Origin of the sequence: Shewanella sp. ENK2 (assembly GCF_043568515.1) — a bacterium.
Lineage (GTDB): Bacteria > Pseudomonadota > Gammaproteobacteria > Enterobacterales > Shewanellaceae > Shewanella > Shewanella japonica.
The window spans coordinates 4,338,046-4,350,439 of record NZ_CP171406.1; the positions used below are offsets into that span (position 1 = coordinate 4,338,046).

The following is a 12,394-nucleotide window of genomic DNA, read 5'->3' on the forward strand; positions in this document are numbered from 1 at the left end:
CCAAGCTGTTTTATATCACTATCACTGTTATTGCGTTTTAAGTCGTTGCGTCAGATCATAAAACGGAAAATTTATTAGGTGGCAATCCGTGCATTACCAGCAAGTTGACTTAATGCGACATGATCAATAATTGTAATGTATTTACCTTTAACCTCAATTAAGCCAGACTTTTGAAAACGGCCTAATAAACGGCTGATTGTTTCGACAGTTAATCCTAAATAATTACCAATATCACCACGTGTCATGGTTAATCTAAACTCATGTGGCGAGAAGCCGCGGCTACCAAATCGATTAGCTAGGTTGTTAATAAAGGCTGCTAAACGTTCTTCTGCATTCTTCTTAGAAAGTAATAAAATCATTTCCTGATCGCCCATAATTTCATTACTCATTAGGCGCATGATTTGCTGTCTTAACTTTGGCATCGTGCCAGATAAAGTATCGAGCGTTTCAAAAGGGATTTCACATACCATTGCAGTTTCAAGAGCTTGTGCGAAACTTTGATGAGTTTGAGAATGAATACCATCAAATCCAATAACATCACCTGCAAGGTGAAAGCCAGTAATTTGTTCATCACCTTGTTCAGTGATCGTGAAACTTTTAATTGTGCCTGAACGGATTGCAAAAAGAGATTTAAGAGGGTCACCAGATTTGAAAATTTGATCGCCTTTTTGAACGGGCTTTTTACGCTCAATAATCTCATCGAGCTTATCTAGCTCGTTGTTATCAAGCGTAAAAGGAATACAAAGCGACTCCATACTGCAATCATGACAATGAATGGCACAACCACCTGTTGATGCGCGAAGTTGTTTTGTTTGATCTGTAGGCATATATATTCTCAATTAATTACTACATCACCATGTTAAACTAATAACATTACTTGAGCTAGTTTAGCTGCATGATTGCGATATAAATAGTCTGTAATCCAAATACTACAATAAGGATCCCACTTAAGCGCCTTACGTTCTTTTTTGAACCCAAGTCGATAATGTTTTTGCAGCAACACCGGCACTTAATAAAGCAGGTAGGGTACCCGCACCGAATGCCAACATAATTAATGCACCAGTTAAAGCATCCCCTGACGCCACTGACCAAGTTAATGTGCTATAAACTAAGCCACAGGGAAGCCATCCCCAAACCATGCCTGCAATAACAGCTTGATATCGATTCTTAATTGGCAATAATCTATTAGCTATTGGCTTAAGCACACGCCATAACCCTTGGCCGAGTTTTTCTATCTGTACAATGCCAAACCAAAACTGAGCGATATACAAACCTGTTGCTATCATCATAATGCCAGCAAATAATCGTAGGGCGATTAAATAACTGTCAACATCAAACATGTAGCCTAAAGCTGCAGTACTGGCGCCAGCTAACGCACCAGCTAATCCATAACTTATAATTCGACCTGCATTGTAGCTAATTAAAAAGCTTATCTGGTTTGCGAGTCTGTTACCGCTAGCATTAGGTAAATTACTCGCAAAGGCCCCAATCAAGCCACCACACATGCCGAAACAATGCGCAGCTCCCATTAGCCCTACTAGAAATGCTCCCCAAACATTGTACTCAATCACCTTGTGTAGACTCGGTTGCTTTTGTTGATTTTATCGCTGTTGTAGGTTCAGATGCTGAATCAGTTTCTTGATGACTATTTTGTTGTTCGGTGTTTTTCTTAATTGTTTGAGTTACATTGTCTTCATCAAATAAAATTGAAACACTTTGTCTATCGAGATCATCAAACTGTTCAGATTTTACAGCCCAAAAAAACGGCGACAGCGACGGCAACAAATAACATTGCTATTGGAATTAATACATAAATGATGCTCATGGTTTTATCCTTAGCAAACGAAGGCTATTTGAAACAACAATAATAGAGCTTAATGACATCCCTAAAGCAGCAATATAGGGAACAACATGACCAGTTACCGCAAGCGGTAAAATTATTATATTATAGGCAAACGCCCAAATTAAATTTTGCTTTATGATTTGATTAGTTTTTTTAGCCACGGTTATTGCTTGGCTAAATTTAGATAATTGGTCGCCAAGAAGAATGACATCTGCGCTATTTTTAGCAATAGCACTACCACTTCCCATTGCAACAGATAAGTTTGCCCCAGCAAGAACCGGTGCGTCATTGATTCCATCACCAAACATGGCGACGTTTTGCTTTTGTTGTAACTTGTTGACTAAGTCCAGTTTATCTTTTGGACTTAATGCCGCATAGCTATTTTTAATGTTAAGTTTTTTCGCAATAGCTAATACATGCTCTGAAGTATCACCACTCGCAATACTGACGTCTATATTTGCGCTAATTAATCCATTCACAGCGGTATAACTGTTTTCTCTTATCGCATCTTGGAGAACAAAACATGCACATATTAAATCATCTACTGATAGCCAGAGTAGTTGGCCGTGACATAAGCTTGCATCAACGCCAACAAATTGTGCGTTGCCTAACTTCACGGTTGAATCATTAATAACAGCAGAAAGCCCCAAACCAATATGGTTAGTAATATTTTGAGCTGTAATCCCATCAAGCTCGATATTTGCGAATGCTTTGGCAATTGGGTGCAATGAACCGACTTCCATTGCTGCTGCATAGCGGCTAGCAGTTAACTTATCTATGTTATCGGTGACGACAATATGGTTAATTGACACTGAACCACAAGTTAATGTACCAGTTTTATCAAAAACAACATGTTCAATTAAAGGAAGTTTTTCAAATACACCAGGTTTACGAATGATTATCCCAAGTTTAGTCAAAATCGCTGTCGAACATGTTATTGCTGTTGGTGTTGCTAAGGCTAGGGCACAAGGACATGTAGCGACCAACACTGACAACATGACCCAAAACGCATCTTCTGGTGAAATAAAATGCCAGAAAACATAGGTTAAAGCAGCAATAGCAATAATGGCTGTTGAAAAGTAACTTGCGGATTTATCGACCATTAACGCAATTTTAGGTTTGTTGTTTGATGCGATTTCTTGTAGCCGTATTATTTCAGCAACTAGCTGGTCTTGACCCAGTGCCGTAACAGTAATTGTGATGGGCTGGTCAATATTGATAGTGCCTGCAAACACACAGTCATCAGTGGCTTTTAAGACAGGCAGTTGCTCTCCAGTTAGCATCGCTTCATTAAGGCCGGACTTACCAGAAATGATGACGCCATCAGCAGCTACAACATCGCCAGGTTTGATCAGTATTTTATCGCCAATATTGAGCCTTTTAGCAGGTATTTCTTCAATACTGTCAGTACCATTTTCATCGACGGTAATTCGGTGCGCTGTTAGTGGTATGAGTTTATGTAAATTACTCGAACTTTCTGATGCTGTCTGCTTGGCTTTTTGTTCAAAGTATCTTCCAAGTAACAAAAAGAAAGTGAACATAGAAACTGATTCAAAATAGACTTCACCTGTTCCATTAATTGTGGCAATACAACTCGCAATATAGGCACCAATAATGGCAATCGAAACAGATAAATCCATGTTGACTCGAGCGCCAAGTAAACTTCTTACTGCACTAAAATAAAAAGGTTGAGCAGAGTAAAACACAACTGGAGCGGCTAATGTCATACTGACCCAGCGAAAATAATCTCGCATTTCAGTATCGTAGGTTACAAAATAATCCGAATAAAGTGCCAGTGCAAACATCATAACCTGCATCGTCGCAAAGCCAGCGAGTCCAAGTCTTAACAGGAATTTTTTCCTTCTTTCTTACTTTGTTTTTCTTGTTCATCAACTTGATACGGGGCTGCTTGGTAACCGATACGACTTATCTCAGCGAGGATTTCACTGAGTTTGACGCATTGATTATCCCATGAGACTAAAGCACGTTGGGTGGTGGAGTTTACCGAGATACTGATGATGCCATTGAGCTGCTTTAATTTATGTTCAATTAACCAAGCACAAGCTGCACATGTAATACCGTCTATTGACAAAGATAGGGTACTATTGTTTTCGACCGCATGAACCAAATCCTGCTGAATTTCAGGCAAATCATACGCTGAATATTGTAATAATTCAGTTGGAACCAAGGCCGTTTGACGACTTCCTGGTTCGCTTCGATACTGATAATAACTGCTTAAACCTGAATCAATAATCGCTTGAGAAACAGCCTGACAACCTGGGCAACACATCTGACGTGTCTGATTGTCGATAACCGTTGTAAACTCGTCTTTTGTGATTACGGGCTCGTTGCAATGAAAACAATTCTGCATTTAAATTAGTTCAACCAATATTCAACATCGTCTGTAATTTCAATTCGTTGCTGAATTCTCCAACTTGCATCGAAGCCTTCTAGTCGAACATTCCACGGTCCAGATATAGCATTAGATAAACCAATTCGGTAATTACCTTCGCCATCAGCTGTAGCATTGATATTAAAATCTTTTTCTTCAATAGTGGGGTGGATAAAGCTTACTTTAAGTGCTGCTGTATATGCTGGTCCGCCATGTTGAGAAATTATTAATTCGTGATCATCAACTTCAACCAAGTATTGCATACCAAGATTTTTGGCTTGCTTTATTTTACGCAAATCCATATTGATGGCTTTGCCTTCTTTGTAATAATCATCTGAAACTAGCGAATCTGCATTGTCGATGGCAATGCTCATTGCAACCATACTTTTAAGTACAACTACAAGTAAAAGTACGATGATGAACCATGGCCAAAAATGCTTATACCAAGGGAGAGGGGCAGACATAAAACGGTCCTAAAAATAAGAATTATTATGTGATTATTTTAACTCGAAAAGCCTTAATAATCACTTAAAAAAAGGCTTCGTTTTCACGAAGCCTTTATGTTATCAAGCTGTAACTATTTGTTTGATAAGCTATAAACGTAAGCAGAAATTACATGGACTTTTTCTTCGCCTAGAATATCATTCCATGCAGGCATTACACCTGAACGGCCATTAGCAATAGATTGCATAACTTGTAAACGGCTGCTTCCATATAACCAAGCATCGTCAGTTAAGTTTGGTGCACCCATAAACTTATTACCAGTTCCATCCATACCGTGACAGGCAAAACAACCTTTCATGAATGATGCCTGACCTTGCGCAGCAAGTGTAGCGTCATGATCGCGGCCAGAAAGTTTGAAGACATATTCGGCTAAACCTTGAATTTCGCTGTCTTCAATTGGTAATCCACCTTTAGGTGGCATCATACCGTTACGTCCGTTCATAATAGATGTTTTGATCGTAGCTAACTCACCACCGTATAACCAATTATTATCAGTTAAGTTAGGGAAGCCAATGCTACCTCTAGCATCAGAGCCATGACACTGAGCACAGTTTTGCAGGAATAAACGTCCACCAACCTTTAGTGCTTCTTCATCTTTAACTAACTCTTCTAAAGGAGTCGCTAAGTATGCAGCAAAGATAGGGCCGTATTTTTCATCTGCAGCGGCAACTTCACGGTCGTATTGTGAAAGACGATTTTCACTTTTAGCAAGTTCAACAGCCTTTTTTGAATCAACTTTAATACCTTCTTCATAACCAACACTTTGATTAGAGCTTGTCCAACCAAATAACCCCTGGTAACTACCAAGACCAGGATATAAAGCCAAGTAAATTAAGCCAAATACAATACTGATGTAGAACATATAAGCCCACCATTTAGGGAGTGGGTTATTGAGTTCTTCAATACCATCAAACTTATGCCCCATTGATTCACCTTCTTCAATACCTGTTTTGTTCTTTGAACAAGCACGAAGAAGTAAGAAACAACCTGCAATAACTAACAGTGTTGGGAAAATAATCCAAACATTCCAAAAGATACTCATTACTTATTATCTCCTGAATGTTGAGTTTGTTTTGCAATTTCTTCTTCTGAAAAAATTAAGTTTGCGGCTTCATCAAAGCCAGCTTTACTTTTTGAGCTATAGGCCCAGTAAAATATGCCGGCAAAAACGACCATAACAATAATGGTTAGAATGCCTTGTAACGTTCCATAATCCATAATTGCCTCCTTATTTAAGCGCGTGGCCTAAAGACTGAAGATAAGCGATTAACGCTTCTAATTCAGTTTTGCCTTCAACAGCGGCTTGTGCGCCAGCAATTTCTTCTTCGGTATACAAATTATGATCCGGGTGGAAATTACTTAAGATTTGCATCTTATTACCAGTGAGTTTGCCATCTAGTCGGTTGTCAGCTAACCATGGGTAAGCTGGCATATTTGACTGTGGTACAACATCACGTGGATTGATTAAATGCACTTCATGCCATTTGTCACTGTAACGACCACCAACACGAGCTAAATCTGGACCTGTTCGTTTAGAACCCCATTGGAACGGGTGATCCCATACAGATTCGCCAGCTACAGAGTAGTGACCATAACGTTCAGTTTCAGCACGTAAAGGGCGGATCATTTGACTGTGACAGTTATAGCAGCCTTCACGAACATAAATGTCGCGACCTTCAATTTCTAAAGCATTATACGGCTTTAACCCTTCAACTGGTTCAGTCGTATCTTTAGCAAATAAAAGCGGAGTAATCTGTACCAAACCACCAAAACTGATAGCAATAACGGTAAAGATACCTAGCAGACCGATGTTTTTCTCGATTATTTCATGATTAAATTTCATCGTTCTGCTCCTTATGCTTTTTCTTCAGCTAATGCTGGTAAAGAATCTTTAGGGGCATTCACTGTACGCATAACGTTGTACGCCATAATGAACATACCAGTTAAAAAGAACACACCACCAATAAAGCGTACAAAGTAGAATGGGTAAGAGGCTTCTAAACTCTCAACGAAACTATAAGTTAATGTTCCATCAGAGTTAACAGCACGCCACATAAGACCTTGCATAACTCCAGAAATCCACATTGCTACGATGTATAACACAGTACCAATTGTTGCTAACCAGAAATGAACATTAACAAGGTTAGTGCTGTACATACGGCCGTGACCGAACAATACAGGGATAAGGTGATATAAAGAACCAATAGACACCATTGCAACCCAGCCTAACGCACCTGAATGCACATGACCTACAGTCCAGTCTGTGTAATGGGAAAGGGCGTTTACAGTTTTAATTGCCATCATTGGTCCTTCGAAGGTAGACATACCATAGAAAGATAATGAAACAACTAAGAAACGTAACACAGGATCGGTACGTAGCTTATGCCAAGCGCCTGATAAGGTCATAATACCGTTGATCATGCCACCCCAAGAAGGAGCGAATAAAATCAGCGACATCACCATGCCTAATGTTTGTGTCCAATCAGGTAAAGCTGTGTAATGTAAGTGGTGAGGACCAGCCCAAATATACAGTGCAATCAATGCCCAGAAGTGAACAATAGACAGTCTGTATGAGTAAACAGGACGTCCAGCTTGCTTAGGAACAAAGTAATACATCATACCCAAGAAACCAGCAGTCAGTAGGAAACCTACCGCATTATGGCCATACCACCATTGCACCATGGCATCGACTGCGCCAGAGTACATAGAATACGATTTGAATAAGCTGACAGGTACTGCCATTGAATTCACAATGTGAAGTACTGCTACCGTGATAATGAAAGCACCAAAGAACCAGTTTGCAACATAAATGTGCGACGTCGTTCGTTTAATGATTGTGCCAAAGAACACTACTGCATATGCTACCCACACAACGGTGATTGCAATATCAATAGGCCACTCAAGTTCTGCATATTCTTTACCAGAGGTAAAACCCATTGGTAGCGTGATTGCAGCTGAGAGAATAATGGCTTGCCATCCCCAGAATGTAAATGCAGCTAATTTAGGTGCAAATAAACGAGTTTGACAGGTGCGTTGTACGATATAGTAGGATGTTGCGAATAGGGCTGAAGTACCAAACGCGAAAATCACGGCATTCGTATGAAGCGGTCTAAGACGACTATACGTTAACCATGGTGTTTCGAAGTTTAGTTGAGGCCAGATTAACTGGGCCGCAATCAATACACCTACTGCCATACCAACGATTCCCCACAAAACAGTGGTTAATGCAAATTGGCGAACAATAGTGTAGTTGTAATCAGCGCCTGTAGGCTGGGAATGATTCATCATAATGCTTCCACGGCTTATTACTTTTACTTTTAATTATAGTAAAGACGGTGCTTTACCTGTTCAGGTGACACTTGACGAAAAAACAAACTGTTTTGAAGTTGGTTTTTACCGCTATGTCAAGGTATTACCTCATGTTTTTAATATCTATCACGAGGCAATGCAATGATACTTGAGCTGCGTCAAAAAAGATACTCACTGGCCATGAGTAAACTTGATCCAGATCAATTTCCTAAAGATAATGTTATCAAAATGAGTCATGAGGTTATTATTTGTGCAGTTTTTAACAAAAGCCGTTTTCTTGTTATTTTTTATCACTAATTTAGTGGGATGCGATTCACAAACGCATGCAGAACATAAAGTCATACAATCGATCGATAAGACTTTATGTCAGTTTCATCGTGAAGTTTGTAATCAAGATGTTAATGATCTCGTAGTGGGGCTTATGATTAACCCGGTTTTTGCGCCAAGTGAAAAACCATTACAGATTAAATTACACTTTTCTGCGCCTGTTTCAGATGTTCAGATGCGAATTGAAGGGCGAGATATGTTTATGGGAGTCATACCTGTTAATCTTCAATCTGTTGATGAAGTTAATTACACTGGCACTGGTATTTATGGTTCATGCAGCAGTGATTACATGGTATGGCGAGCATTTGTCAGCTATTCATATCAAGGTCAAACTCAATCTACTTGGTTTGACTTCTTAGCCGACAACTCCGGTTAATGTGTTTGTTGTTAGCTTGACTGATATAGGAGGGATTATTTCAATCTGTATTTAAAAAAGAATAAACGCTATTGATAATCATTATCATTAAGCTATAATTAGTCTAGGTTCAATTAGAGATTAACATTATGGCTAATTTAAACATATCTATCCCATTAGAAAAAATGGCTCTACTTATTCAAAGCGGACATTTATGTGTAGCAGACTTTAAAAGTTTGGATCAACAAACAAAACAAAAGCTATGGCAACTGTGTTTATTATCATGCAAAAAAATGGTTAATTGTACTAACGCCAGTCAATTTATGGATCTGATTGAACAAGAAAGTCAGCTTGAAACCTACAGGATTGACATAGCCGACCTTACTTGAGTTTAAGCGTGTTAGAGCTAATTAAGCTTAAAGGATTCGTTTATTCAATAGTTTACTTAGTTTCGTTGTTCGGGTTGGTATCAAGAAATCTCGTAACAATAGATTAGCAATAATTCTGTAATTGAAGAGTATTTCTGGCTTATTACTTTCATTTTATTAGCTATGCATACCTGGAAATAGCTTTGACTTCTGTGTTGTCTTTTAATCTGCAGGCTATTCTTCAAATATGAATACCGGCCATAAAATATCTGAAGGTGGCATAACTGTGTTCAAGACAACAGCAATTGAATATACGCGCTGCTTTAGCTAAAACAATCAAGCATGAATGTCTCAAATGAGATGCTTCATGAGATCACATTTACATCTCACGATTATTATTTAAAGTCATTATTTATAAAGTCACAATCTGACGAAGTTCTAACAAGACCAATGATTGTCTTAAGAACGAATCATTGTCTTCGGAAAACAACTGATTGAAAAACTCGATATCTGTCATAGGCAAGTCAATCTAAAGATATAAACATTAAAGACTGCAAACACTCATTCAACAAACAAACATACATAACTTCGCACAATGTATATTATGTTAAATACGATAGTTATCAATATACATACTCAATCACGTAACCGAACTCACTACCTTTATAGAGTGTATCCTTACCCATTATTGTAAAATTGATGAAATAACACGCATCGCTGTGTAAATTCTATGGGTATTGCCCTTGATAACCTTTTCAGATTTTACGTAGCGACGCGTTAAAATTAGATGTGATCTAACGGTTTGTTTGCTGCACTTTGGTGTCTTTCTATTTGTGTGGTGTGTAAATACTGTGATGTGGTATCAATGCTTTCATGACCCGCATCAGCTTGAACGTGCGACAATGGCCTTTGGTTTATATTAATATCATGTGTTATCCCAGTATGGCGGATATTATGCGCAGTTAGTTTTCTCATTAATAAGCTATCATGTTCAAACCCATCATCAAGTGCTTTATCTGCAGCCAGGCCAATGATTTTATCCAGCTCGTCTCGAATTTGTCTTATGCCTAGGTTCGCGCCAATTTGTCCAGCTTCTCGACCATGTGCTGCCGCTTTATGCCTAATAAACAATGGATGTTGTTCATTGATACTTGGTAAGTATGTTAACCCTAAGTGAGCTCGGTACTGAGTTAAACTTTTTAATAAACTTTTTGAGACGGCAATATTTCTGGCTTTGCCACTTTTAGAAAAAGGTACATGGAAGTACCAAGTTTTAGTATGACTGTCTTGTCTAAATTGCGACATCATTGGTGAATAACCAGCTCTGGCACTGATTTCTGATATACGTAAATAACAGCAATACATCAGATTAATGAGAAACAAGCTACGTTGATGTTTTTCAGGTTCGTGCTCAGCCATATTGTTTACGGTACTGACAACATAAGACCATTGTAACTTCGTGAATGCATGATTGTTATCATCTTCATTCTTTACATATTTATGGTTAATCGCAAAACGGCTATGCTTAAGCCATAGTTGAGCTGGGTTTCTTTCTGTGTATTCTTCACTATTTAAATATCCATAAAATGAAGAAAGAATAGCGATTTTTGTTTTAAGTGCATTGTCACTCAATACATAAGGTTGTTTTTCACCGTACTGTTTTTTGCCAACAAATGGGCGCCATTGTGCATTTGGAACTCGTTCATCCAATGCTTTATCTTACTTAAATTGGGCAACATTGAAGTAGCCAATAAGCTGCTCAGGTGGTTTTTCACAATAACTAATATAACGACTGATATCTTTTCTAGTGAGTTGAATTGGTGATAATGAGGCTACATCAAACACCAGTGTAGAAATGTAGTGAGTTCGCTACGATAGGTTTTATAGTTATTTTCTGATTGTCTTTGTTCAAACAACCAATCTGAACAGTGCTCAATAATTAAACCAGCATCATGAACTTTGGTTAAGGAAACCTGAGTAATATACTGATTAACATAACTATTTCCAGTTAATATAAATTCAGATTTATCAAACAACGGATATACAGGGGAAATTCTTGCGACATAGTTCATCTGCAATATAAGCTCAATAAGGCGTTGATTATAACAAGTTTATTCCCGTATGATTAATGCCGATAACGTTATTTATCGGCATTAAAATACCTGAAATTAAATGATGATTAGATTACAGCGAGTACTTTTTTCAACAAGGTTTCCGCATTAGTTGGTTTCACAATGTAATCTATAGCGCCAAGTTCTCTGCATTCAATAAAACTTTCTTTATCGGAATTACTTGTCAGCATAATAACTGGCAGTTTATCGAGTATGTTCATTTTGTTCATCGTTTTTAAGGTATCTATGCCATTTAGAACCGGCATGTCGATATCGAGCAATACTAGTTCAGGTTTGCAGTTTTTTAGTTTATTGATGGCCTCTGCTCCATTAGTGGCGACTTCTACATCAAACCCTTTGGGTTTTAAAATCGTGGTAATGATTTTTAACATCACATTCTGATCATCAACCACAAGAACTAACGGCATTTTCTTTTTAAAACTCGGTGTAGCGCCCTTCACTTTGCTGCCTATCTCTTTGAAATAGCTTTGGTTATGTGACTTGAAATTTTCAACTTTGGGTTTTATTTTTGATACATGGCCATTCATTGTTTCAATTGAATCAGTAGGTTCAAGGCTACAGAGGTTATCTATCTCAGTGATGAGCTCATTTAACAATTCATGTTGAATCCCCTTCTCATCGCTGATTGAAGTTTCAACTTCATGCAATTGTATAGAGACGTTTTGTAATTTATTAATAATCGTTTTTTTGTCTTCTTCGAATAAGTGCACTTTATCCTGACTTGTAAGCAAATCGCACATCTGGGCTATTGAAAGTCGAATTCGGTTCATATCATATATTGGTTTAAACGTTTCGTAACTGTAGAACCGCCCTTTTGAACACTCAAAATATGCTGCTTCACGATGCTCTCGACAGCAAATTAACAAAGACAAATGCTCCTTATTGAATAAATTTTTTGAATCGTTCAGTTTTTCAATAATTTCATTAAATTCTACCGCCTCTTTCGGCTCTTCAAATGCATAAATGAACAGCAAAGGTCGGCTCTTATCTTCGGTAAATTTTATAAATTGGTCTTGGTTTGTGTTTATTTCGCAATACAATATCTTTTGATACTTATTCCTAAGTATCTCTTGTATCACTTTTTTTATCTCTATAGATTGATAAAACACTACGACATTTACCAAATTGTCCATAGGTTGCCCTTCTTATATGAGTTATCGACCA

Annotated in this window: 8 protein-coding genes and 4 pseudogenes; 1 reads left to right on the forward strand and 11 read right to left on the reverse strand. The window is 38.0% G+C overall.

What is annotated here, in order from left to right; translation table 11 throughout:
• Positions 1-74 precede the first annotated feature (74 nt).
• The 9 genes and pseudogenes from etrA to ccoN all read right to left on the reverse strand — a co-directional run bounded on the left by etrA (position 75) and on the right by ccoN (position 8,027).
• The gene (gene etrA, locus ACGEDC_RS18985) at positions 75-827 is read right to left on the reverse strand and encodes an electron transport transcriptional regulator EtrA (RefSeq protein ID WP_055024506.1); all 753 of its coding nucleotides are present in this window, start codon (positions 825-827) and stop codon (positions 75-77) included.
• A 55-nt stretch (positions 828-882) separates the two neighbouring features.
• Positions 883-1,571 (reverse strand): annotated as a pseudogene (locus tag ACGEDC_RS18990) (sulfite exporter TauE/SafE family protein).
• Positions 1,564-1,825: pseudogene (gene ccoS, locus ACGEDC_RS18995) on the reverse strand (cbb3-type cytochrome oxidase assembly protein CcoS). The pseudogenes ACGEDC_RS18990 and ccoS overlap by 8 nt, the downstream one beginning before the upstream one ends.
• Positions 1,822-4,214: pseudogene (locus tag ACGEDC_RS19000) on the reverse strand (heavy metal translocating P-type ATPase). Before ACGEDC_RS19000 ends, ccoS begins: the two co-directional pseudogenes overlap by 4 nt.
• A 5-nt stretch (positions 4,215-4,219) precedes the next feature.
• Complete coding sequence (locus ACGEDC_RS19005; RefSeq protein WP_080915715.1) at positions 4,220-4,699, reverse strand: FixH family protein; 480 nt, start codon at positions 4,697-4,699, stop codon at positions 4,220-4,222.
• A 113-nt stretch (positions 4,700-4,812) separates the two neighbouring features.
• Complete coding sequence (ccoP, locus tag ACGEDC_RS19010) at positions 4,813-5,781, reverse strand: cytochrome-c oxidase, cbb3-type subunit III (protein ID WP_055024511.1); 969 nt, start codon at positions 5,779-5,781, stop codon at positions 4,813-4,815.
• Positions 5,781-5,957, reverse strand: a complete 177-nt coding sequence (locus ACGEDC_RS19015; RefSeq protein WP_055024512.1) for a cbb3-type cytochrome oxidase subunit 3 — start codon at positions 5,955-5,957, stop codon at positions 5,781-5,783. Before ACGEDC_RS19015 ends, ccoP begins: the two co-directional genes overlap by 1 nt.
• A gap of 10 nt (positions 5,958-5,967) precedes the next feature.
• Entirely contained in the window at positions 5,968-6,582 is a 615-nt protein-coding gene (gene ccoO, locus ACGEDC_RS19020) for a cytochrome-c oxidase, cbb3-type subunit II (RefSeq protein ID WP_055024513.1), read from the reverse strand.
• An 11-nt stretch (positions 6,583-6,593) separates the two neighbouring features.
• On the reverse strand, positions 6,594-8,027 hold the full coding sequence (gene ccoN / locus ACGEDC_RS19025) for a cytochrome-c oxidase, cbb3-type subunit I (RefSeq protein ID WP_055024514.1): 1,434 nt from the start codon (positions 8,025-8,027) through the stop codon (positions 6,594-6,596).
• Positions 8,028-8,298: 271 nt separating this feature from the next.
• Between ccoN and ACGEDC_RS19030 the strand changes: the two genes are divergently transcribed.
• The gene (locus tag ACGEDC_RS19030; protein WP_119969270.1) at positions 8,299-8,751 is read left to right on the forward strand and encodes a hypothetical protein; all 453 of its coding nucleotides are present in this window, start codon (positions 8,299-8,301) and stop codon (positions 8,749-8,751) included.
• Positions 8,752-9,881: 1,130 nt separating this feature from the next.
• On the opposite strand, the pseudogene ACGEDC_RS19035 reads toward ACGEDC_RS19030, so the two are convergent.
• Both ACGEDC_RS19035 and ACGEDC_RS19040 read right to left on the reverse strand, forming a co-directional pair.
• A pseudogene (locus tag ACGEDC_RS19035) lies at positions 9,882-11,170 on the reverse strand (tyrosine-type recombinase/integrase).
• Between the two features lie 107 nt (positions 11,171-11,277).
• Positions 11,278-12,363: a response regulator gene (locus ACGEDC_RS19040; protein ID WP_394495103.1), complete on the reverse strand. Its 1,086-nt coding sequence runs from the start codon at positions 12,361-12,363 to the stop codon at positions 11,278-11,280.
• Between the last annotated feature and the right edge of the window lie 31 nt (positions 12,364-12,394).

Excerpts from the sequence above, each read along its gene's own strand:
- etrA (WP_055024506.1), bottom strand. The coding sequence starts at position 827 with ATGCCTACAGATCAAACAAAACAACTTCGCGCATCAACAGGTGGTTGT.
- ACGEDC_RS19005 (WP_080915715.1), bottom strand. The coding sequence starts at position 4,699 with ATGTCTGCCCCTCTCCCTTGGTATAAGCATTTTTGGCCATGGTTCATC.
- ccoP (WP_055024511.1), bottom strand. The coding sequence starts at position 5,781 with ATGAGTATCTTTTGGAATGTTTGGATTATTTTCCCAACACTGTTAGTT.
- ACGEDC_RS19015 (WP_055024512.1), bottom strand. The coding sequence starts at position 5,957 with ATGGATTATGGAACGTTACAAGGCATTCTAACCATTATTGTTATGGTC.
- ccoO (WP_055024513.1), bottom strand. The coding sequence starts at position 6,582 with ATGAAATTTAATCATGAAATAATCGAGAAAAACATCGGTCTGCTAGGT.
- ccoN (WP_055024514.1), bottom strand. The coding sequence starts at position 8,027 with ATGATGAATCATTCCCAGCCTACAGGCGCTGATTACAACTACACTATT.
- ACGEDC_RS19040 (WP_394495103.1), bottom strand. The coding sequence starts at position 12,363 with ATGGACAATTTGGTAAATGTCGTAGTGTTTTATCAATCTATAGAGATA.